Source organism: Acidovorax sp. LjRoot38 (assembly GCF_964252975.1).
Lineage (GTDB): Bacteria > Pseudomonadota > Gammaproteobacteria > Burkholderiales > Burkholderiaceae_C > Acidovorax > Acidovorax facilis.
This window is the reverse complement of the sequence record NZ_CAXUPT020000002.1, coordinates 1-22,219: the sequence shown is the minus strand read 5'-3', so window position 1 is coordinate 22,219 and position 22,219 is coordinate 1. Positions and strand designations below refer to the sequence as shown.

Here is a 22,219-nt window from a genome sequence, read left to right as displayed (position 1 = left end):
GGTGGAGAGCCTGTGCGGAGGGTTCAGGGGCGGTGGCTGCCGGGCGCTTCGTGGGATGCATCGGTGCCCGCAGGGCGGTGCGCCAGGGCCGCCAGTTCTTCGCTCTCCTGCACCATGACCAGCTCGTGCTCAGCCAGCGGAACGAACAGCGTGCGCAGCAGGTCGTGCAGCAGGATGGCAATCCCCGATCCGCCCATCAGCACGCCACTGGCGTAGAAGATGCCCACCGAGGCGCCGGTGACCGGGGCTTCGGTCTCCCAGTTGATAAGCATCTGGGCCCAGCTGCCACTGAGCAGCAACCACGATACGTACAGCATGGCGATCTGCGCCAGCACCAGGCAGGCTTTCTTGCCCACAGCGGGCAGGCGCGACACCAGCGCATCCGTGCCCAGGTGGCCGTGTTCGCGCAGGGCCACCACGGCCCCCATGAAGGTCAGCCACACAAACAGCCAGCGCGAGAGTTCTTCCGACACGGTGATGCCGGAGTTCAGGGTGTAGCGCAGCACCACATTGCCAAACACCAGCACCACCATCACCGCCAAGCACAGGCCGGACAGTGCATCCAGCACGCGGGTGTATCCCCGCAGCACGCGGTCGGCCAGTGCAAACATGGTGTCTCCAGTCGTTGTATTGAAACGCTGGAAGAATTTTGTACGAACTGGTTAGTATTTGATCTAGGTGCAAACCCTGCATCGTTTGTCATGGCAGCACGCAGCCATGCACGGCGCGCGCGCAGGGTGCTGATGAGGAGCTTTTTGACGCGGGCCGGTGTGCGCGCCAGGGCCGGGAAGGTCAGGGCCGCAGAAAGCGCACGATCATCTCGATGATCGATTCACGGCGTTGCGCCGTGGCGGCAGGGGTGTCGAGGGAGCGCTTGAAAATTGCGCCAAAGGTGTGGCGGTTGGCCTCGTTGAAGAAACACAGGGCCGAGATGGACATGTGCAGGTCCACCGGGTCCACGTCCGGTCGGAACACGCCCGCCGCCACACCACGCTGGTACACATCGCGCACGGCATGGATGACGGGGATGTTCAGTTCCTGGATCGTGGCCGACTTGCTGATGAACTCGCCCCGGTGCATGTTCTCGTTCATCACCAGGCGGATGAAGTCGGGGTTGGCGAGCTGGTAGTCCACCGTGAACCCCACCAGCGTGCGCAGGGCCTGCTCGGGTGCCAGGTCTTCCAGGTGCAGTTCCGATTCGATGCGCCGGATGCGCCGGTAGGCCTCCTCCAGCACCGCCACATACAGACCTTCCTTGCTACCGAAGTAGTAATAGATCATGCGCTTGCTGGTGCTGGTCAGTGCCGCGATCTCGTCAATGCGTGCGCCCGCCAGGCCCTTGTCCGCAAACTCTGCCGTGGCTACCTGCAGGATGTTGGCCATCGTGCGGTCGGGGTCGTTGACGCGCACCCGGTCCGCTCCGGGCGTGGTGGCGGCCTCGCGCGCCGCGCGCTGGCGGGTGGCCCGCACATCGCCGGGTTTCGGAGGGGTTTGAACCATTTCGTTCATAAGCGCCCAAGCATACGGCAAGCCCGGCGCAGGGGGTTCAAAAAACCAACGCCAGCTCTCGCTGGCCGCTCAGGACGGCTTGGTATCGGCGAAGCTCGGGCGCAGCATCAGCTTGTCGAGCAGCTTGCCCAGGTTGGGGTACTCGCTGCGCCAGGCGATGTCCGGAAAGCGGAATTCCAGCCAGCCCAGCGCGCAGCCCACGGCGATGTCGGACAGGCTGAGGTGGATGCCGCTGCAATACGGCTTGTCGCCCAGGCCCTGGCTCATGGACTTGAGGCCGTCGTTCACCTTGATCAGCTGGCGGTCGATCCAGGCCTGGCTGCGCTCGCTGTCCTTGCGGTGGGCCCAGGTGGCCTCCAGGCGGGCCAGGATGGCGGCATCCATCACACCATCTGCCAGTGCCTCCCAGGTCTTGACCTCGGCGCGTTCGCGGCCTTGCGACGGGATCAGCTTGCCCACGGGCGACAGGGTGTCGAGGTATTCGACGATCACGCGGGAGTCAAAAACGGCCTCGCCGCCTTCCATTACCAGGCAGGGCACTTTGCCCAAGGGGTTGGAGGTGGAAATATGGGTGTCGTCTGCCCAGACGTTTTCTTGCACGAACTGGTAGTCGAGCTTTTTCTCGGCCATCACGATACGTACCTTGCGTACGTAGGGGCTGGCGGTGGCTCCGATCAATTTCATGGTGTGTCTTCCAGGGCGCGGGATAGGCTGAACGATTCGAGATTGATTCTATCGGCAGCTGCCCGCCCGCAAGCTGACGGCTGCGTGGCGCTTACACACCACGCCTACAATGGCGCGCCATGAGCCTGTCCACCATTACCGCCCTGTCGCCGCTTGACGGCCGTTACGCCAGCAAACTTGCCGCCCTGCGCCCCATCATGAGCGAACACGGCTACATGCACCGCCGTGTGCAGGTGGAAGTGGCCTGGTTCATTGCCCTGTCGGATGCCGGTTTTGCCGAGTTCAAGCCCCTGACCACGGGCGCCCGCGCCTATCTGCTCGGCCTGATCAAGAACTTCTCCGAAGCTGACGCCGCCGCCATCAAAGAGATCGAAAAAACAACAAACCACGACGTCAAAGCCGTCGAATACTGGATCAAGAGCAAGTTCGAGGCGCGCCCCGAGCTGGAAAAGGCCTCCGAATTTGTGCACTTTGCCTGCACCAGCGAAGACATCAACAACACCAGCCACGCGCTGCAGCTGCGTTCAGGTCGCGACCAGGTCATCCTGCCGGGCCTGGACCGCATCGTGCTCAAGCTGCGCGAAATGTCGCACGCCTTTGCCGACGTGCCCATGCTCAGCCGCACCCACGGCCAGACCGCCAGCCCCACCACCGTGGGCAAGGAAATGGCCAACGTGGTGATGCGCCTGCAAACGGCCTGCGAGAAGATCGCCGCCGTCAAGATCATGGGCAAGATGAACGGCGCCGTGGGCAACTACAACGCCCACCTGTCCGCCTGGCCTGAGTTTGACTGGGAAGCCTTCAGCAAGAAGGTCATCGAAACGCCCGAACCGCTGGGCCTGGGCCTGACCTTCCAGCCCTACTCGATCCAGATCGAGCCGCACGACTACATGGCCGAGCTGTTCGATGCCGTGGCCCGCGCCAACACCATCCTGATCGACCTGTCGCGCGACATCTGGGGCTACGTGAGCCTGGGCTACTTCAAGCAGCGCCTGAAGGCGGGCGAGATTGGTTCCAGCACCATGCCGCACAAGGTCAACCCGATTGACTTTGAAAACGCCGAAGGCAATCTGGGCCTGGCCAACGCGCTGCTCAAGCACCTGTCTGAAAAGCTGCCCATCAGCCGCTGGCAGCGGGATCTGACCGACAGCACCGTGCTGCGCAACATGGGCGTGGCCCTGGGCTACGCGGCGCTGGCCTATGCCTCGCTGTTGACCGGCCTGAACAAGCTGGAGCTGAACGAAGAAGCGCTGGCCGAAGATCTGGATGCTTCGTGGGAAGTGCTGGCCGAGCCCATCCAGACGGTGATGCGACGCTTTGGTGTGCAGGGCGCTTACGAAAAGCTCAAGGAAGTGACCCGTGGCAAGACCGTGACCGCCGAGGCGCTGCACGGCCTGATCGCCTCGCTGGAAATCCCCCAGGCCGAAAAAGACCGTCTTCTGGCCATGACGCCCGGCAGCTATGTGGGCAAAGCCGCCGAACTCGCACGGCGCGTCTAGCCTGCAGATTTATAGCCTTTCTGGCCTCCAGCGCTTGTAGATAAAGCGCTGGCAGCTATCTATTTAGTAGTGAGGCTGCATGGCCATCAAATCCACCATCTTCAAGGCGAACCTCCAGATCGCCGACATCGACCACGGCTACTACGCTGACCACGCCCTCACGCTGGCGCGCCACCCCAGCGAGACCGACGAGCGCATGATGGTCCGGCTGGCTGCTTTGGCCATCCAGGCGCACCAGCTCAACGACCTCTGCAACGGCGACGCCACGCTGGCATTTGGTGCGGGGCTGTCGGACCCGGATGACCCGGATGCCTCGCTCACCGACTTCACCGGCCGCAAGCGCGTGTGGATTGAGGTGGGCCAGCCCGAAGACAAGCCGCTCACCAAGGCCTGCAGCAAGGCCGATTCTGTGATCGTCTACTGCTTCAACCACGCCGCAGAGATCTGGTGGAAAGGCATCGAGACCAAACTGTCACGCCTGGAAAAGCTGCAGGTCTGGCGCATCCCCACGGAGGCATCCCAGGCACTGGCGCAGCTGGCCGAGCGCAGCATGCAACTGCAGGCTACGGTGCAGGAAGGCGCGATCACCCTGAGCAGCACGCAGGGCAGTGTGCATGTGGAGCCCGTGCGCTGGAAGTGACTGGAATACTGGTCAAAATGGCCTCTGGCGATTGATGGATAAGCGCTAACAGCTATCAATTTGGTAGTTTCTGGCTCAGTCTCGTGGCATGAGCGCGCCACACTGCCAGCACTGCTCGAATCCGCCTTCGACCGTCTCGCCGCACTGGCATGCCCAGCGGCGCTGTGGCAAATCCTGAAGCTCCTGCAGCAGCGCGCGTGCTCGGGTGGCGTGTTCGTCGTAGTCCAGCCAGATTTCGGGCAGGCACTGGTCCGGCGGCAGGTGCCCCGCAGCGGCACCCAGATACTGGCGCTGCACGGAGGCCGTCATGCCCGCTTCGCACAACAAGTCCGCCCACAGCGTGGCGATGGCGATGTTCGGGGCTTGGGTGAGGCGCAGCATGGGCCCACCATAGCCGTTTGACTGCCGGGCGTACAGCCCCCGCGTGTTTGCAGCTTGCGAGGCGGGGCGATGCGTTGAAAAGAAAATGGGCGGGTCACGCCGCGCCCGCTGGCGCCGGCGCTTTGGATACCCCTTCGGCCGCCCGTTCTGCATAGCGGTTGAACCGCCACGCAGAGTGCTCCAGCGTGATGCGTCGCCACACCGCGCGTTTTTCGGCAGGGCCCATCGCGGGCCAGAACTGCACTTCGTCAAACGTGCGCCCGCACCCCTTGCACAGGTCGTCGCCCTGGCTGGTGGAGCAGATGGCGATACAGGGCGTGTCGGGCGTGGTGCCGTACCAGGCATGCCAGGCATCCAGGGCATCCGGGGGCAGGCGGTCTTCTTCCACCACGTCCTCGCGCCGGAACACCATCTGCGCATAGACCTCTGCCAGCGCGCGGATCTCCGGGGCCAGGGAGACTCCGTCGGGCGAAGGCACCCGGCTGCGCCAGTGGTTGATGGCAGCTTCGATGTCGGTGATGTGGATGGCGGCCATGGAGGTTTCAGCGAAGGGGCTGGATCATAGCCGCGTGGACAAGGCAACCCTGGCAAAGGTGTTTTGCAGGGAGCTTCGGCCCCTTTTTGGCAGCCTTAGAGGGGCGTGTACGCAATAACCACAATCGTGCTGCCCTTGCGCGACCGTGCGGGCGATGTTCCAATCGACGCTTCGAAGGGGAGTAGCTCCCGACTTGCATTCCGGCATTGCCAAATTTTGGTGCGTGGGGGCGCGAGGCATCGGAACCGTCGTCAGTACGAAGCGAAACATCGCTTCCGGCGGTCCGGGTTCAGCGCATACCGCAAGGGCGCCGGGCTGAGCAAGACCTTTGATGGGCCCGCTGGGGCTGATCAAGGCCGTCCTTTCGTTGCTTGCCCTGTCAGGGCAGTCCTTGATCCCCCGACCGCAGGCCCTTTATCCCATGGGTGGACTCGGCGCTACAGTGGCGGCGAACTCCCCCTTCGCGTGTATTGATACTGAGGAATTTATGGACTTTTTGGCTTCGCCCGAATTCTGGCTCGCACTCGGCCAGATCATCATCATCGACATCTTGCTGGGCGGCGACAACGCGGTGGTCATCGCGCTGGCCTGCCGCAAGCTGCCTCCGGCCCAGCGTACCAAGGGCATCATCTGGGGCACTGCCGGGGCCATTGTTCTGCGTGTGATCCTGATCGCCTTTGCGATGACCCTGCTGGCGCTGCCGTTCCTCAAGTTCGTGGGCGCGCTGTTGCTGGTGTGGATTGGCGTCAAACTGCTGGCTCCCGATGAAGAGGGCCACGGCGACGTGCAAGGCAGCGACAAGCTGCTGGCCGCCATCAAGACCATCATCGTGGCCGACCTGGTGATGAGCGTGGACAACGTGATCGCCATTGCGGGCGCTGCGCAGAATGCGGGCGAGCACCAGTTCCTGCTGGTCGTGCTGGGCCTTCTGATCTCTATCCCGATCATCGTCTGGGGCAGCCAGCTGGTCATCAAGCTCATGGAGCGTTTCCCGATGATCATCACGGCGGGCGGCATGCTGCTGGGCTGGATCGCTGGCGGCATGCTGGTGACGGACCCTGCTTTCTCGAACCCCGACAAGTGGCAGTGGATGCTGAAACTGCCACAGACAGACATGATCAAGTACGGTGCCAGCGTGGCGGGTGCGCTGCTGGTTCTGCTGGCTGGCAAGATCATCGTTGCGCGCCGCGCGGCGGCGGCACCTGCCGAGCAGCAGGGCTAAAGGCAGGCATACGGAACCGACCATTACAAAAGGGGGCTCTATGCCCCCTTTTGTCCTTGGTCCTCAATGGGAGTCGGTATGGACAGAGTCATCGTGTATGTAGACGACGCGGTTTATGCGCAGCAGGTGCTGGCACCTTTGTTCGCGCGCGACGCGGCCGCCAGAACACAATGGGTGCTGGTGGCCTGCGCGCCCCGGATGACCCACCGCATCAGCAAGTGGGTGAGCCACAGCGCCCGTGAAAACTGGCGCGCCAAGTGGGCTGACAAGCTGTTTGCCCAGATCCTTCCCGCGTTGCGGGTGCCCACAGACAGAGTGACCACCGTACTGGCCAAGGGGCCGCTGGCGGAGCTGACCGATCAGCTGCAGGCTGCAGGCGCCTCCGCGGCCCAGGTGGTAGATGCGCGCCGGCCCAAGACGAATATGGCACAAGAGCCTGCGCCTGTGCGCCCGGACAAAGGCTGGTCGCCAATGCCAGGAACGCTGGGCAGCCTGCTCACGGGTTGCGGAGCGTTGTGGATGCTGGCTTTCGAATAAGCAGTCAGCGCAGGGGCAGATTGCCAGGGGCTTGGCTCCCGCTTTGCGCATTTCTTGGTTCCCCCGGCCGGTGCTATTCTCCGGCCATGAAACTCCTCCTGAAATGGCTTCTCAGCGCTGCATCGCTGCTGTTTGTGGCCTATGTCTACAGCGGTGTGGAAGTGCAGAGCTTCACCTCCGCGCTGATCGCGGCCTTTGTCATTGGCCTGTTCAACGTGGTGTTGCGGCCCGTGCTGGTGGTGCTGACGCTGCCGGTCACCATCGTCACCGTCGGCCTTTTTCTCTTCGTCATCAACGCGCTCATGTTCTGGGCCGCCGCCAGCGTACTGGACGGGTTCCACGTCAATGGCTTCGGCGCGGCGCTGCTCGGGTCGCTGATCTATTCGCTGCTGGGTGTGCTGATTGAATCAGCGCTCGGCGGCCTGTTCGCGAAGAAGTGACTCCACCGCGCGCAGCCGGGTGTCGATGATGGACGCCTCAATGTGGTCCACCTGCGGTCCACCCCGCCGTGCCAGATCTTGGCCCGCCTTGAAGCGGTCTACCGCAGCCGCATAGTCATAGCGCGCGGCGTGGGCCTCTGCCTCGGCGCGCACTGCGCGCAGTGCCTGGCCTTGGGCCTGCCAGGTGGACGCCAAAAGCTGCCACGCCGTCGCATCCCGGGGGTGCGTGGCCACCCAGGTCTGCAGGGCGCTGGTTCCTTCACCAGCGCGCCCGGCGCGCAGCAAGGCCTGTGTGCGCAAAACCAGTTCAGGGCGCCGGTTGTTGCTGCTGGTGGTGTTGGTCGCATCGGCAGCCAGTGCGTTGACTGCGGCGGCAGCGTCGCCAGCGGCCAGTTCGATCTCGGCGGCGAGCAGCTTTGCCAGTCGGTGGGCAGCGGCATCATTGCGCACCAGGTCCTCCAGCTTCTTTGCGGCAGCGCGTGCACCTGCAGCGTCTCGAAGCTGGTTGCTGCCCAGCGCAGCCGCGTACAGCACGCCCACGCGCCGGGAGGCGGGCAGGGCTGCAAAACCGGAACCTTGCGGCTCGGCAATCCACTGGCGCAAGGTGTCCACGCCGGGGTTGGCCAATACCCGGGCACGCGCTGCAACCATGGCGTGTTCCAAGGTCGATGGCACTGTGGCCGCTGCGGCGGCCTCTCCGGGCGGAAGGCGCGAATGCATGTCTGCCATGCGCTCGGTGGTCAGCGGGTGGCTGCGCAGATATGGCCACGAACCGTTGTCGTTGAGCCGGTTGGCCTGCTGGAGCTTGTCGAACATGCTGACAAAGCCCTGCGGTGCAAACCCAGCGGGGGCCATCAGGCCATAGCCAATACGGTCCGCCTCGCGCTCCATGTCGCGCGAAAAGTTCAGCTGGTTCTGCATGGCCAGCGCCTGCCCCCCCACCACCAGCGCCTGCGTAGCGCCCGGATTCTTGCTGGCCGCCAGCGCGCCCAGAATCATCGCCCCCAGCAGCAGGGGCGTCTGCTTGCTTTGCTGGGTGATGAGGCGCGAGATGTGGCGCTGGGTGACGTGGCTGAGCTCGTGGGCCAGCACCGAGGCCAGCTCGTCGCGGGTGGTAACGACCCCGATCAGGCCAAGGTGTACGCCCAGATAGCCGCCCGGCAACGCAAACGCGTTCACCGTGCGGTCGCGCCCCAGCAGGATCTCCCACGCGAAGCGCTCATCCAGCTCTGGCGAGAGCTCCCCACGCGCCTTGGCGGCAGCCATCAAAGGGCGCCAGGTACCTTGCACATAGTCGGCAATGACGGGGTCGTCGATGTAGTCGGGGTCTCTGTAGAGTTCGCGGATGATGCGGTCACCCAGGCGGCGCTCGGCGCTGGTGGTGAGGTCGCTGGGGTCGCCGAGGGTGGGCAAGGCCGTCTGGGCACTCGCCACTGGTGCGTACAAAATGCTGTTTGCTATAAAAATTATAGCTGTTAGCGCTTTCTGAACAAGCGCTACAAGCCATTTTTGTTGAAATTTTTGCACGAAGGTCCTTTGTCCACCCTCAGGGCCATGCACATGCGTTGCCCGGTACGGCTAACGCCTTATGATGCCTTCGCCCCAAAAACGTTTCGCTCCATTGTCCATGTCCACCCCCGCCTCACCCCTCACCCACTTCGATGCCCAAGGCCAAGCCCACATGGTGGACGTTGGCGCCAAGGCCGCCACCCACCGCGTGGCCGTCGCCACCGGCCGCATCGAGATGCAGCCGGAAACCTTGGCCTTGATCGAATCTGGGACTGCCAAAAAAGGCGACGTGCTGGGAATTGCACGCATTGCAGGAATCATGGCGGCCAAAAGGACGAGTGATTTGATTCCGTTGTGTCATCCGTTGGCGCTGACGCGGGTTGCGCTGGAGTTCGAAACGGCCAGCGCTCGAAACCAAGGCGCTTGCGGCATCTTTTGTTCTGCGACAGTAGAAACTTTCGGGCAGACTGGCGTGGAAATGGAAGCCCTTACCGCTGTCCAAATCGCCTTGCTCACAATTTATGACATGTGCAAGGCGGTGGATAGGCAGATGGTGGTGACTAGCGTCCGGGTTGAGGAGAAGCATGGAGGCAAGAGCGGGACTTGGCGAGGCCCGCTGTGAACAATTGCTTTGCCTAGAAAGAGTCCAAGGGCAGATAGCCAATGATTTCGAGGTCGTCTGCTTTCATTACCACAGTCCAGACCGACTTTCGTGCAGCTAGCGGTAGATACACCAAAGAGTCCACCGAGCGCTTTTCCTTGTCCAACCAAGCATCGATAACAGATCCATCAGCGCTGGATCTTCTGGACAGGTCCGCTAGCGGTCGTGCGCGGTTACGGATAGCTTGGATATTGGAATCACTGAGTGCTTGCCAAAACTGCGGACGCAAAGACTTGTCTTTGCCTGCCATCGCTAGTTGCAGAGATTCCAGTGGATCTTCACCTAGTGTTGCCTCCCTCAATCCTAACAGCTGAACTCCCATGAAGGGCAGTTTCTGAAACGCTGGTTGGGCTTTGATCAAATCATTAGGTTCGATATCTGCAGCGGTCACAGCTACAAATCGATCCACCTCATGAACTAAGTAGACGGGACGGGACTGATATACAGAGAGCAATCCATAGATCAATGCGCTCAACTGGACCAACGAGATAAGTGCTATGTCTTTTACTAACTCAAATCGTGGCTTCTTGATATTGAAGACAACGAAAGTTAGACATGGGCCCAACACCACATCGACGCCAACCAGGAGTAAAAAAAGATTTTGCCCCCCTGAAATAATGCGATATGGATAAGGAAACCAACAGAAAAAAACCAGCCAGAAAGCAATCCCTCCCAACACAAGTGAAGCGATGAGGTGAATGGCCGAAGCACGTAGCCGTTGCAGCAGCGCCGAAGAGTAACGTGACGACAGACTATGATCCATAATTTTGCACCGATTTTCAGTTTGCTGGGCTGAGGGTCCGAGCGGAAAATGTCATTGAAACAAAAAAAGCCCCCGAAGGGGCTCCTTTTGACGTGTCGATGTGTTCATCGACACCTGAAGTATCGATGATACTTAGAACGGTTACCGGCAATCGCTCGGTGCAAAGCGGGCTGGCAAAGTACCCACGGCAGATGCGGGCAGGCCACGGGCTGTGCCAACCGTGTTGGTCGCAGAGGCACAGCCCCAATCAACCTGGCCGGTAACGCCAGCACCGAAACTTGCACCAAGCTGTACAACCTGTAGCGCTCCGGCAGCATTGGTACCGGCGATATAGGGTGTCAATCGCATGCTGGAGCCTGCGGGAATGCTACCGATATTTGCGGGGTTGTAGGTAATCGTGACTTCACCCGTGGCTCGGTTGATCAAAACGCTGGCAACGTACTTGGTGACCGCACCGAGATTGCCTGCCTGTGCGTTCCAAGTGTCTGCCGCAGCGTTGAGCTCAGGCAGGGTAGCAGAACTGTCACCGATCAGCGTCTTGGCTCCGCCAGCAACAGTCAGTCCTTCCGTCACGCGTGAGCGAATGGTGTAGTCTTGGTAAGCAGGCAGAGCAACGGCAGCCAAAATACCGATAATCGCCACAACGATCATCAGTTCGATCAGGGTAAAACCTTTTTGCAGAGTACGCTTCATGAAATTCTCCTCGGGGTCAGTTTGCAAGTTAGCACCTGTCGAACAGCTCTCCAGGTTAAGCAACAACCAGCACATTGCGTGCCAACTTGACTCGGGCTTCGCCACCAGAAGCCGTGTCGCTACGGATAGCGTATTTGCTGGATAGTTGTCGCATATGTCGCTTTTTGTGACATTTTTGTCCAACTGTCCTTGTCGCCAAAAATCCGTTACAGCTCAAACACTTGCCCTGCTTCCAGCCACCGAATGTCGTGGACTTGGAGACGATCCGTTGATGGGTTGGCATCAAAGTGCCGGATTTCATCCATGATCAGTGCCGTTTCTGACGGTTTTGTGTGGGTGATGTAGATGGGAAAGCTGCGGCTCGTGTGGAGTTGTGCGAGTTCCATCGCGAGCGAGTTCGGAGAAAGGTGGAGACTTCTGACGGCCAGTTCATGCTCTCGATTGCTAAACGCCGTTTCCATAATCAATTGACTGACCGGCATGGCGTTGACCCAGGCCCAGAAAGCTGGGTTTCTCTCAGTGTCTCCACTGAAAACCCACCAGCCCGTATCTCCGCGCAAGGCATACCCTACCGCAGGCACTGTGTGCACAGCCGGTAGTACCTCCAGGGTGCGATTGCCAATCGCTATTTGCTGGCCGACCAAGATGGGGGCGTACTGAAGAAAGGGCTTTTCTATCGTCGGTATCGCGCTGAAGTTCGGCCAGATTATGTTGTTAAACACATGGGTTTGCAGGGCTGCGACGGTTTCTGGCAATGCATAGATCATCACAGGTGTAATGCGCAGCGACGACACCGCATCCAACATCAGCGGCAGCGCAGCAATATGGTCCAGGTGCGAATGGGTAAGAAATACATGGTCGATCTTTCGCATTTCGTCCAGTGTCAGGTCGCCCACGCCTGTACCCGCATCGACCAGAATGTTATCGTCGATGAGGAAGGACGTAGTCCGGCAATCTTTAGCGATGGCTCCGGAGCAGCCCAGCACACGAACCTTCATGGGCCAACCTGTCTATTTGGTGTCGAAATTGGTGGCGCCGTCCCATCCGGGGTTAACGCTCTGCCCTTGCAAGGTTTGTACTCGGGCGGCATACAGTTCGTAGAGGGTGGAGGGCGCGGTAGTTTGCTGTAAGTTCACCAGCAGTTTGCCGCATTGTGCCCAGTCCTGGGCGCGATAGGCGTCCAGGAAGTGTTTCCATATGGACAATTCCTCCACTTTGCGCGGCATTCCGGTCTGCAGCGGGGCAACTGGCGAATAGATAGCCACAGCCTGGGCTTTGCCCTTGACGCGCACCAGGTCCAGCTCTTGCCAGATGAAATCCGGTGCCTGGGCATGGGTGGATTCACTCACCACGGTGCGCACGCCATAGTGTTTGGACAAGCCTTCCAGGCGTGATCCCAAGTTGACCGCGTCACCAATGACCGTGTAACTGCGTCGGATGTCCGAACCCATGTCGCCCACGCACATGGTGCCGGTATTCAGGCCAATCCCGATACCAATCTCGGGGAGCCCGCGCTCTCGGTGCAACAGGTTGATCTGCTCTACCGCACGCTCCATGTCCAGCGCTGCCTGCACTGCCAGTTGCGCGTGTTCTGCGGTGGGCACCGGCGCTCCCCAAAACGCCATGACGCAGTCCCCCATGTACTTGTCGATGGTGCCTCTGTGGCTGCGAATGATGTGGGTCAACTGGCTGAACACGTCGTTGAGCAGGGCTTGCAGCTGCAGGGGCTCCATCTGCTCTGACATGGCGGTGAACCCCCGCATGTCGCAGAACATGACGGTCAGTTCGCGGCTGGTGGCCTGCATGCTGTAGTTTTCGGGCTGCTTGACCATCTCGTCCACCAACTCGGGTGGCACGTAAGTGCCAAACAGTGCAGCCAGTTCCCGCTTGGATCGGCTTTCCACAAAGTAGCCGTAGACCATGTTGAGCGCGAATGCCAGTACCGCCATCACGATTACCGTCGCCAGTGGCATTGCCAAGCCTTGGGCGAGATAAAGCCACAGGTTGAGGCCTGCCAGCGCTGCAACCACCCCCAGGCTGAGAAGCACCGCGTAGGTGGCTGACAGCGCGGGCAGGGCGAGGGCCAGCAAAACACCTGCGCAGAGCAGTTGTGCAGCGTCAAAGCCTACCGCGTAGTCCGGTCGCACGATACTTTTGCCATCGAGAAAGGCGGACAGCATGTTGGCGTGGGTTTCCACGCCGGGATAGGTTCGGCCTACGGGGGTTACGCGCAGGTCGAGCAGACCGGGGGTTGTTGAGCCCACCAGAATCAGTTGGCCTTGCAGGTTGTTGGCAGGCAGTTTGCCCTCTAGTACATCCGACGCGGAAACATAGCGGAATGACCCTCCGCTCACGTCGCCGGGGCCGCGAAAGGGTATGAGTGTTGCTAGCCGGTCGTCTACAGGCAGCGCAAGTTCGCGGCCATCCTGGCGCAGCACGATGCTGTGCAAGGTGTCGTGGGTGCCTTGGGGGGCGGCGCTGACATAGTTGGGATGTACTTCCGGCAAGCCAAGCAGCGTGCGAAACATCGCAAGCGCCAAGGATTCGTAGTACTTTCCCTGGTGCTCCGCAAGGAGAGGAAGGGAACGGACAACGCCATCGTCATCGGTAACCGAGTTGAAAAAACCCGCAGCAGGCACAGCATTGGCCAGTTTTTCAATGTTGCTGCCGTATCCACCCCAGGAGGTGGCCCGCAATGCGAGACCACGAAGTCTTTCAGTGGGCAAGGCAGGAGGGGGTAGAACGCCTTTTGTTCTACCGTCCCGGTCACTGGTGAAGTAGTACCCAAGAACCGCCGGTCGGCCTTGCAGAGCGTGGGCAAAGAGTGCGTCGTAGTCCAGAGCGGGAGCCAGGCGCGCCAGTTGTTCCTTGAAGCCTGTCTGCGCCCGCAAAGGCCCTTTGGCCAACCGCTCCAGGTTTGCGAGGCCTGAGCTTCCGTCTGCTTCGGCGAAGAGGACGTCGAACCCCACCAGCGCGACCTGTTGCCGTTCAAACAGCTCTTGCGTCAAAGCAGCAAGCTTGTCCCGTCCCCAAGGCCAATGCCCCACCCTATCAAGGCTTTTTTCGTCAATATCGACGATGACGATACGCTCATCCAGCGTCCGCGGCATGGTCGCACGCAGCCGGGTGTCGTAAATGATGTTTTCGAGCCGCTCCAGCACCTGGAGATGAAGGGCGCCTGAAATGTGCAGCAGTGCAAACGCTAACGGAATCAGGGTGACTGCCGTGCGGCGAGCGTGCCGTCGGAACAGATGCAAAAGTCTGGATTGCATGGGTTCCGGCGACAAGGTCGGCAGATAAATTGCCAGATGGGGCGCGAGGCCCGGATGCGGCCGTCAGCTTTGTTCGAACTGCATCTCCGTACCTGCCAACTCCAGCCGATCACCGTGTTTGAGAGGTACAGGAGATGTGCCGATGGAAGCACCATTGAGCAGAGGCATGTCGGGGCCCTCGACATGGGCCAGCACAAAGCCCTGATGCCGCTTAGTAATGGAGGCCACGGCAACGCCAGGTTTGCCGATGGTGGTAACCACCTTTTGCAGCGACACTTCCCGCCCCGCAGCGGCACCAGACATCACACGGATGACCCCTGAGATGGGCGGGGCAGCGGCAGCACCCAGCGGGGCAGGCCGGGAGGCCGTGCCCAACGGAGGCACCATTCCCGGTTTGAAGATCATGGTCTTCTCGAAGTTTTGCCCTTCAGCCTCGTGCAGGAAACGGATCTTGTACTTGCCCACCTCAACGGTATCGCCATTGCGCAGTTCTTGGCGCTTGACAGCCTTGGCGTTGACGTAGGTGCCGTTGGTGCTCCCCAGGTCTTCAATTTCCACATCCTGGCCTGCCATGTGAATGACGGCATGTTCGCCGCTCACGGCGAGGTTATCGATCACGATGTCGTTGTAAGGGCGGCGGCCGAGCGTAGTGCGCTCTTTGGTCAGTTGCACTTCCTTGATGACAACCCCGTCGATTGAAACGATCATTCTGGGCATGATCCACTCCTGATGTGATGAGTAATTGTTGTAGTCGGCGCCACTTACGCGGCCCCTAGCAATCGGGACATAAGGCCGCGTTTCTTGCCCCCCGCAGCCGCTTGCACCAGCAGTACGCTGACGTTATCACGCCCACCGTTCGCATTGGCGGTGTCGATGAGCAATGTGGCTTTTTCCTCCAAAGGCAGTGGTGTTCGCACCAGCTCCGCCAAGTCTGAGTCAGCGACCATGTCCGTGAGGCCGTCTGAACACATTAGGAACAAGTCATTGGGGGCCACCTGAAACTCGTTGACTTCCATCATGACATTGGGCTCTACGCCCAGCGCACGGGTAACGAGATTGCGATTGGACGACAGCGCGGCTTGCTGCGCTGTAAGCAGGCCGGCATCAACCTGTTCCTGGAGCCAGGAGTGGTCGCGTGTGATCTGTTGCAGGGTGCCATCGCGCAGGCGATAGCAGCGGGAGTCGCCAATATGTCCGAGGATGAGGCGGCTGCCGTGGAAAACCCCGACCACCAGCGTGGTGCCCATTCCCGCATATTGGGGGTTGGAAAGCGAGGCACCCAGAATGGCATGGTTGGCGTTCTCGACGCAGATCTCCAGGGCTCGCCGCACGTCGGTCGATTGGGGAGTGCTGCCGGCCTGCCCCAACCAGCGGGCCATCTCGGTGCGGATGAAAGTGGTGGCCATGCCGCTTGCCACTTCACCAGCGTTGTATCCGCCCATGCCATCAGCGAGGATGGCGACCTGAGCATCCCGGTCGACCGCCACCGCATCTTCGTTGTTGGTGCGCACGCGGCCTTTGTCGGTGCGTGCGAAAAATTCGTAGGTCATGGATGTTGGGGCGAGCGTCATCGGGCGCCTGAAATCGGCGGGGATGCCGCGCCCCGCCCAGCGGGTTGCTCCATCACGGTTCTCTGAAAATCCGCCATTTCATGCCCTGTTGCATCGCGGTCCGCATCATAGACGACTGCTCCCGGCTCCGGCGATCCCGCCTGTCCGGCTGCCACGCCCGCCTGCCGCAGGTCGGCGGCAAATTGCCGGCCAGTCTGGTACCGGGCCTCCGGGCGTTTCTGAAGGGCCTGGGCCACCACGCGCGCCACGGCGGGGGAAAGCTCGGGACGCAGCTGCCGAATGTCGGGCGCCTCCGTGTTGGCGATTTTGTGCATCAGCTCCGTCATTGACTCCCCGCGCAGCGGCAGCGAGCCCGTCAGCAGCTGAAACAACGTGACACCCAATGAGTAGAGGTCTGACCGGCCATCTACCTTCTTGCCTGCGAGTTGTTCCGGTGACATGAAACTCGGGGTTCCCAGAACCAGTCCTGTGCGTGTCTTGCTGGAATCCGTGATGCGTGCAATGCCAAAATCCGTCACCTTCACGGCATCCGTGGCGGCGTCGAACATGATGTTGGCAGGCTTGATGTCGCGGTGCACCACGTTGTGTGCGTGGGCGTAGTCCAGCGCCTCGGCAACGCGTGCTCCGATGGAAAGCACCGTGGCCACCGGTAGAAGATGCCCAGCATGGCAGGCCCGCGCCAGGTCTGCGCCCTTGAGGAACTCCATGGCGATGTAGGCCAGATCGTGTTCCTCGCCAGCATCAAAGATCGTCACGATGCAGGGGTGCTGCAGGCGCCCCGCTGTTTCTGCCTCGCGAAAGAACCGGGCTCTGGCATCGACGAGTGCGTCGCCCTCGAACTCTTCGCCGAGCGCCAGGGTCTTGATGGCAACCACGCGTCCAATCTTTGGGTCTCTTCCCAGGTAGACCACGCCCATCGCCCCTTTGCCAATCTCCCTGTCTATCTGATAGCGGCCCAGCATCGGTATGCCGGTTGCGGCATCACCTGGCAGGCGCGGCGCTGGGGTGGGGGGAATCGATGCGGGTGTGCTGGACGGGGCGCCAGTTTCCTTCTGCAAGTGCGCCCGCACACGCTTGTACCGTGCATGGGCATCCTTGTATCCCTTGTTGTGCTGCAGGATGTGCTTGTAGACGGACTTGGCCTTGGCAAAGTTGCGCTTGCGCTCAAAGTCCTGAGCCAGGTGGTACAGGTTGTCCATCAGGGCATCGCTGGGCGGCACTCGGCGCAAGCGCTCGAAGGCCATGTCCAATTGGCCCTGTCCTTGCAGCGCAAGCCCCATCATGCGATCGGTTTCGGCGGTTTCCGCTGATGGGGGTGTACCTCTTGCGCTGAGCTTGCCCAGCACGGCAAAGGCTGTGATGCCTCCCAACAAAGCCAGCACGCCGGGCGCCAAAGGAATCCAGAGCCCTGCGTAACGCAGCAGGCCCCACTCAGTGGCGGCGAGCAGGAGCAGGAGCCCTGCGCCCAGCACTCCACCGGCTGGACGAGAGAGTCTCGGAAGGGCCAGCGCAACAAAGAGCAATGCTCCCATTACACTGCCCCAGGACACCGTCCATACCCACTCAGGCCGTTGCACCCCGAGGCCCAGCCGTATGGCCGACAGCGTTTGCGCCAGCATCTCCACGGGATACATCGTGCGCGCGCTGGACTGGACCCACGGGGTGACCAGCGCGTTGCTTGTCTCACCCACGAGTACCACTTTGTCCTTGAAGTCCTGCGGCGGAATCTTGCCGCTGGATACCTGGGCAAAAGACACCACAGGGAATGCGGAGGCACCGTCCGGCGCCGCGTGAAATCGCGGATGCATCACCGCCGAACCGTCGGTCATAACGTGCAGCCCACCCATGCGAATGCCCTGAGGCTCCGTCTGAACCCGCAGTTCGTTTTGGCCCAGATGCAGACTGTGCCTCGCCGCGAGCAAGGCCAAGGAGGGCACGCCGACGTCGTCGTACCGCAGCAGGAGGGGAATGCCGCGAAGGTGACCATCTTCGTCCAGGGCGACCGAAAGATGACCAACGCCTGCCGCCACCGAACCGATCCCGGCTACCGGGTTTTGCGCCGATGTGGCGGGGATCGCAAAGCTCGCAGGGTTCGGCAAAACGCTGCGGTGCGCATAGGCGGGCAGCGGCGTGCGGGCACCGCCCGCCAGGGTGTAGCGCGAAGCCAGGAATACGTTGCCGGCCCGTTGGATGCTGGCGGCCAGGCGCGCGTCAGAATCCAGAGCCTTCTCCGCCTCGTCTACGGTGCGGCTCAACTCCGTCGCCAGCGGGGATGTGTCCCCCGCCCGCGCCATCGTGTCCCGCATTTTGCGAAGGTAGGCAAGGCCACGGTCGGACTGGGGTTCGGCAAAAGACGGGGTCAGGACAATAGTCTTGGCGCCAGCCGCCGAAAGCTGGTCGATCAACTTGGCGTAGACATCCCGAGACCAGGGGCCGTTGCCCAAGCTTTCAAGGGTGGCATCGTCGATGCCAATGATGGCAATTTCAGGTAGCGGGGCTGGCGTGTGGATGCTGGTCGCAGCGTCATACACGCGGTACTCCAGCCACTGGAACAGACCCGTGGCTGCGCACAGTGCAACCAGCACCGCCGCAGCCAATGCGCCCCGCAAACCATCGGTACGCCACATGCCAAGCCACCGCCCCGAGGTTGTTCGTCCCACTGCTGATATTCCACTCTCTGTATTGAGAGCTGTTCAAAGCAATATTTAAGCCGGGGCGCCAGGGGGCTTGGTGTGACCCCCAACCGCGTGCGACGGGTGGTTCATCGAGGATTCGATGGCGGTTCTTGTCGGGGCAGGCAGGATGCGTGAATCGGGTGTGCCATTTTTGTCACCCTAACGCGACGAGCCACCCAGGCACACTTTGGTCTTCCCATGCAAAAAGCGCCCGGAACGTTGGTTCTGGGCGCTTTTTTTGGAATTCGCCTTCCTCTGCGAGCCCTCAAGCCCGAGGTGTCCGCGGTGACGCGGACCGGCGCAGCGAGATTTACTTCAGCTGGGCCTTGAGCAGCTTGCCCAGTTCCGAAGGATTGCGGGTGATGATGAAGCCCGACTCTTCCATGATGGCCAGCTTGGCGTCGGCCGTGTCGGCACCGCCAGAGATCAGCGCGCCAGCGTGGCCCATGCGCTTGCCGGGAGGGGCCGTCACGCCAGCGATGAAGCCCACGATAGGCTTCTTCATGTTGGCCTTGCACCACTGGGCGGCTTCGGCTTCGTCAGGACCGCCGATTTCGCCAATCATGATCACGGCGTCGGTGTCTGGATCGTCGTTGAAAGCCTTCATCACGTCGATGTGCTTGAGGCCGTTGATGGGGTCGCCACCAATGCCCACGGCGCTCGATTGACCCAGACCGACTTCGGTCAACATGGCCACGGCTTCGTACGTCAGCGTGCCCGAGCGGGACACCACACCGATACGGCCCTTACGGTGGATGTGACCGGGCATGATGCCGATCTTGATTTCGTCAGGCGTGATCAGGCCAGGGCAGTTGGGGCCCAGCAGCAGCGTCTTCTTGCCGCCTGCGGCTTCCTTGGCCTTCATCTTGTTGCGCACCATCAGCATATCCTTGACCGGAATGCCTTCGGTGATGCAGATGGCCATGTCCAGGTCGGCTTCGACAGCTTCCCAGATCGCGTCCGCAGCGCCTGCGGGCGGCACATAGATCACCGACACGGTGGCACCGGTCTGCTGGGCGGCTTCCTTGACGGAGGCGTAGATCGGGATGTTGAAGATCGACTCGCCCGCCTTCTTGGGGTTCACGCCCGCCACGAAGCAGTTCTTGCCGTTCGCGTATTCCTGGCACTTTTCGGTGTGGAACTGGCCAGTCTTGCCCGTGATGCCCTGGGTGATGACCTTGGTGTCTTTGTTGATGTAGATCGACATGTGTGTTCTCCGGGCTTACTTGACGGCAGCAACGATCTTGGTCGCAGCTTCGGCCATGGTGTCTGCAGCGATGATGGGCAGGCCGGACTCGGCCAGCATCTTCTTGCCCAGCTCTTCGTTCGTGCCCTTCATGCGCACGACCAGCGGCACGTTCAGGTTCACGGCCTTGCAAGCGGTGATCACGCCGGTGGCGATGGTGTCGCACTTCATGATGCCGCCGAAGATGTTGACCAAAATGCCTTCGACCTTGGGGTTCTTGAGCATGATCTTGAAGGCTTCGGTGACCTTCTCGGGGGTGGCACCGCCGCCCACGTCCAGGAAGTTGGCGGGCTCGCCGCCGAACAGCTTGATGGTGTCCATGGTGGCCATGGCCAGGCCAGCGCCGTTCACCAGGCAGCCGATGTTGCCGTCCAGGCTGATGTAGGCCAGGTCGAACTTGGAGGCTTCGACTTCGGCTGGATCTTCTTCGTCCAGATCGCGGAAGGCCACGATTTCGGGGTGACGGAACAGCGCGTTGGCGTCAAAGTTGAACTTCGCGTCCAGGGCCATCAGGTTGCCCTTGGAGTCGCAGTTCAGCGGGTTGATTTCCACCAGCGACGCATCGGTGTCCATGTAGCACTTGTAGATCTTGGCGAAGATGTCCACGGCCTGGTCGATGGAAGCGCCGGTCAGGCCGATGGCTGCTGCCACCTTGCGGCTCTGCGCTTCGGTGATGCCGGTCAGCGGGTCGATCATCTCGGTGATGATCTTCTCGGGCGTGGAGTGGGCCACTTCCTCGATGTCCATGCCGCCTTCGCTCGAAGCGATCAGGGCGACCTTTTGCGTGGCGCGGTCGGTGACCAGCGACACATACAGTTCGTTCTTGATGTCGGCGCCGTCTTCGATGTACAGGCGGCGGACCTTCTGGCCTTCGGGGCCGGTCTGGTGCGTAACCAGCTGCATGCCCAGGATGTCGCTGGCGCGTGCCTTCACATCGTCAATGGTCTTGGCAACCTTCACGCCGCCGCCCTTGCCACGGCCACCGGCGTGGATCTGGGCCTTGACCACCCACACGGGGCCGCCGAGCTTCTGGGCTGCTTCAACGGCTTCTTGCACCGTGAATGCGGGAATGCCACGCGGAACGGGCACACCAAAATTGCGCAAGATTTCCTTGCCTTGGTATTCGTGAATCTTCATGAGGTCTCTCTCAGGGAAGGGTGGTAGTTACCCGTTTACCATGAACAGATGTCTGGCCGCGGGCTTGGGACATGGCAACCCGCGACTGTATCATGTTGCAACGCACCATCCTTGTGCCTAACTTACACCCTGGGCTGGGCTGGTAGCCTTTCCATCCCCCCTTTTTCTCTTTTCTATTCCGGCAGCCGCTGCCGCCTTTTTGCAGGAGCACCTCCATGTCCAAAGTCTTTATCGATGGCGAAGCCGGTACCACGGGCCTGCAGATCCGCGAGCGCCTGCAGGCCATGCCGCAGATCGAGCTGGTCAGCATTGCGCCCGAGTTGCGCAAAGACCCGGCCGCCAAGCGCGACCTGATCGCGGGGGTCGACCTGGTGGTGCTGTGCCTGCACGACGATGCAGCGCGCGACACCGTGGCCATGGTGGACGAGATCGAGCGCAGCTCGGGCCGCAAGGTCAAGGTGATCGACGCCAGCACGGCCCACCGCACGGCCGATGGCTGGGTGTACGGGTTTCCAGAACTCGCTGCATCGCAGGCGCAGGCGGTGCGCGACGCCACCCGTGTCTCCAACCCCGGCTGCTACGCCACGGGCGCGATTGCCATGCTGCGCCCGCTGGTGGACACCGGCCTGATCCCTGCGGACTACCCTTTGAGCCTGCCTTCGGTGTCGGGCTATTCCGGCGGCGGCCGCACCATGATCGAAGCGTACGAGGCAGGCACTGCAGCGCCGTATGAGGCCTACGCCCTGGGCCTGACGCACAAGCACATCCCCGAGATCCTGCGCTACACCGGCCTCACACGCCGCCCGGTGTTCATCCCCGCCGTGGGCAACTTCCGCCAGGGCATGCTGGTGCAGTTGCCGCTGCATCTGGACCTGCTGCCCGGCGCCCCCAAGGCCAGCGACCTGCACGACGCGCTGGCCGGTCACTACCGCCGCACCAACACGCCCGAGCAGTGGGTCAGCGTACTGCCGCCCACCGATGATTTGAAGCTCGCCGCCGACACGCTGACCGACACCAACAAGCTGGAGCTGCGCGTGTTTGCCAACGAGCAATACCGGCAGGCCGTGGTCATCGCGCGCCTGGACAACCTGGGCAAAGGTGCCAGCGGCGCCGCAGTGCAGAACCTGCAGCTGATGCTCGGTCTCTGAACCGCTACGGGTTTCCCCACCCTCCTGTCTGCCCAGCAGGTTTTCGACGCGCCAGACCTGGCGCGTTTTTTCTGTGGGCGTCCCTGGCGGAATGGTT

At 61.5% G+C, this 22,219-nt stretch carries 22 protein-coding genes; 7 read left to right on the top strand and 15 right to left on the bottom strand.

What is annotated here, in order from left to right; translation table 11 throughout:
• Positions 1 to 23: 23 nt before the first annotated feature.
• The 3 genes from ACSQ22_RS02690 to ACSQ22_RS02680 all read right to left on the bottom strand — a co-directional run bounded on the left by ACSQ22_RS02690 (position 24) and on the right by ACSQ22_RS02680 (position 2,193).
• Positions 24 to 611, bottom strand: a complete 588-nt coding sequence (locus ACSQ22_RS02690; protein WP_121508185.1) for a TRAP transporter small permease — start codon at positions 609 to 611, stop codon at positions 24 to 26.
• Between the two features lie 181 nt (positions 612 to 792).
• Positions 793 to 1,509, bottom strand: coding sequence for a TetR/AcrR family transcriptional regulator (locus tag ACSQ22_RS02685; RefSeq protein WP_436129348.1), 717 nt, complete (start codon positions 1,507 to 1,509; stop codon positions 793 to 795).
• Positions 1,510 to 1,578: 69 nt separating this feature from the next.
• Positions 1,579 to 2,193, bottom strand: a complete 615-nt coding sequence (locus tag ACSQ22_RS02680; RefSeq protein WP_055394547.1) for a glutathione S-transferase N-terminal domain-containing protein — start codon at positions 2,191 to 2,193, stop codon at positions 1,579 to 1,581.
• A gap of 119 nt (positions 2,194 to 2,312) precedes the next feature.
• Between ACSQ22_RS02680 and purB the strand changes: the two genes are divergently transcribed.
• Together purB and ACSQ22_RS02670 are read left to right on the top strand one after the other, a co-directional pair.
• Positions 2,313 to 3,692, top strand: coding sequence for an adenylosuccinate lyase (gene purB / locus ACSQ22_RS02675; protein ID WP_121421591.1), 1,380 nt, complete (start codon positions 2,313 to 2,315; stop codon positions 3,690 to 3,692).
• Between the two features lie 79 nt (positions 3,693 to 3,771).
• Positions 3,772 to 4,332, top strand: a complete 561-nt coding sequence (locus ACSQ22_RS02670; RefSeq protein WP_008903834.1) for a YaeQ family protein — start codon at positions 3,772 to 3,774, stop codon at positions 4,330 to 4,332.
• Positions 4,333 to 4,407: 75 nt separating this feature from the next.
• Here the strand turns inward: ACSQ22_RS02670 and ACSQ22_RS02665 are convergent, their stop codons facing one another.
• Positions 4,408 to 4,713, bottom strand: coding sequence for a hypothetical protein (locus ACSQ22_RS02665; protein ID WP_055394551.1), 306 nt, complete (start codon positions 4,711 to 4,713; stop codon positions 4,408 to 4,410).
• Between the two features lie 94 nt (positions 4,714 to 4,807).
• Positions 4,808 to 5,248, bottom strand: coding sequence for a DUF3717 domain-containing protein (locus ACSQ22_RS02660; protein WP_055394553.1), 441 nt, complete (start codon positions 5,246 to 5,248; stop codon positions 4,808 to 4,810).
• A gap of 487 nt (positions 5,249 to 5,735) precedes the next feature.
• On the opposite strand from ACSQ22_RS02660, the gene ACSQ22_RS02655 reads away from it, so the two are divergent.
• The 3 genes from ACSQ22_RS02655 (at position 5,736) to ACSQ22_RS02645 (ending at position 7,447) form a co-directional block, all read left to right on the top strand.
• Entirely contained in the window at positions 5,736 to 6,470 is a 735-nt protein-coding gene (locus ACSQ22_RS02655) for a TerC family protein (protein ID WP_055394555.1), read from the top strand.
• Positions 6,471 to 6,548: 78 nt separating this feature from the next.
• Positions 6,549 to 7,007 (top strand): hypothetical protein, encoded by a 459-nt coding sequence (locus ACSQ22_RS02650; protein WP_436129347.1) that lies wholly within the window; start codon positions 6,549 to 6,551, stop codon positions 7,005 to 7,007.
• A gap of 86 nt (positions 7,008 to 7,093) precedes the next feature.
• The gene (locus ACSQ22_RS02645; RefSeq protein ID WP_055394559.1) at positions 7,094 to 7,447 is read left to right on the top strand and encodes a phage holin family protein; all 354 of its coding nucleotides are present in this window, start codon (positions 7,094 to 7,096) and stop codon (positions 7,445 to 7,447) included.
• Here the strand turns inward: ACSQ22_RS02645 and ACSQ22_RS02640 are convergent.
• Entirely contained in the window at positions 7,415 to 8,974 is a 1,560-nt protein-coding gene (locus tag ACSQ22_RS02640) for a M48 family metalloprotease (protein WP_436129346.1), read from the bottom strand. The two genes, ACSQ22_RS02645 and ACSQ22_RS02640, sit on opposite strands and share 33 nt — an antisense overlap.
• Positions 8,975 to 9,074: 100 nt before the next feature.
• Between ACSQ22_RS02640 and moaC the strand changes: the two genes are divergently transcribed.
• On the top strand, positions 9,075 to 9,578 hold the full coding sequence (gene moaC, locus ACSQ22_RS02635) for a cyclic pyranopterin monophosphate synthase MoaC (protein ID WP_436129345.1): 504 nt from the start codon (positions 9,075 to 9,077) through the stop codon (positions 9,576 to 9,578).
• A gap of 13 nt (positions 9,579 to 9,591) precedes the next feature.
• Here moaC and tfpZ read toward each other — a convergent pair whose 3' ends face one another.
• The 9 genes from tfpZ to sucC all read right to left on the bottom strand — a co-directional run bounded on the left by tfpZ (position 9,592) and on the right by sucC (position 20,974).
• A complete protein-coding gene (gene tfpZ, locus ACSQ22_RS02630; RefSeq protein ID WP_436129344.1) occupies positions 9,592 to 10,380 on the bottom strand; it encodes a TfpX/TfpZ family type IV pilin accessory protein in 789 nt (262 codons plus the stop codon).
• 141 nt (positions 10,381 to 10,521) lie between these two features.
• Positions 10,522 to 11,073, bottom strand: coding sequence for a pilin (locus ACSQ22_RS02625; RefSeq protein ID WP_436129343.1), 552 nt, complete (start codon positions 11,071 to 11,073; stop codon positions 10,522 to 10,524).
• A 206-nt stretch (positions 11,074 to 11,279) separates the two neighbouring features.
• Positions 11,280 to 12,071: a 3',5'-cyclic-nucleotide phosphodiesterase gene (locus ACSQ22_RS02620; RefSeq protein WP_436129342.1), complete on the bottom strand. Its 792-nt coding sequence runs from the start codon at positions 12,069 to 12,071 to the stop codon at positions 11,280 to 11,282.
• A 12-nt stretch (positions 12,072 to 12,083) separates the two neighbouring features.
• Entirely contained in the window at positions 12,084 to 14,345 is a 2,262-nt protein-coding gene (locus ACSQ22_RS02615; RefSeq protein ID WP_436129341.1) for a CHASE2 domain-containing protein, read from the bottom strand.
• A 63-nt stretch (positions 14,346 to 14,408) separates the two neighbouring features.
• Positions 14,409 to 15,062, bottom strand: a complete 654-nt coding sequence (locus tag ACSQ22_RS02610) for an FHA domain-containing protein (RefSeq protein WP_436129340.1) — start codon at positions 15,060 to 15,062, stop codon at positions 14,409 to 14,411.
• 44 nt (positions 15,063 to 15,106) lie between these two features.
• Positions 15,107 to 15,895: a Stp1/IreP family PP2C-type Ser/Thr phosphatase gene (locus ACSQ22_RS02605; protein ID WP_121421578.1), complete on the bottom strand. Its 789-nt coding sequence runs from the start codon at positions 15,893 to 15,895 to the stop codon at positions 15,107 to 15,109.
• Positions 15,896 to 15,912: 17 nt separating this feature from the next.
• The gene (locus ACSQ22_RS02600; RefSeq protein ID WP_436129339.1) at positions 15,913 to 18,543 is read right to left on the bottom strand and encodes a CHASE2 domain-containing serine/threonine-protein kinase; all 2,631 of its coding nucleotides are present in this window, start codon (positions 18,541 to 18,543) and stop codon (positions 15,913 to 15,915) included.
• Between the two features lie 358 nt (positions 18,544 to 18,901).
• Positions 18,902 to 19,798, bottom strand: a complete 897-nt coding sequence (gene sucD, locus ACSQ22_RS02595; protein WP_056056609.1) for a succinate--CoA ligase subunit alpha — start codon at positions 19,796 to 19,798, stop codon at positions 18,902 to 18,904.
• A 15-nt stretch (positions 19,799 to 19,813) separates the two neighbouring features.
• On the bottom strand, positions 19,814 to 20,974 hold the full coding sequence (gene sucC / locus ACSQ22_RS02590) for an ADP-forming succinate--CoA ligase subunit beta (protein WP_436129338.1): 1,161 nt from the start codon (positions 20,972 to 20,974) through the stop codon (positions 19,814 to 19,816).
• A 215-nt stretch (positions 20,975 to 21,189) separates the two neighbouring features.
• Between sucC and argC the strand changes: the two genes are divergently transcribed.
• Positions 21,190 to 22,122, top strand: a complete 933-nt coding sequence (argC, locus tag ACSQ22_RS02585; protein WP_436129337.1) for an N-acetyl-gamma-glutamyl-phosphate reductase — start codon at positions 21,190 to 21,192, stop codon at positions 22,120 to 22,122.
• The last annotated feature ends 97 nt before the right edge of the window (positions 22,123 to 22,219 follow it).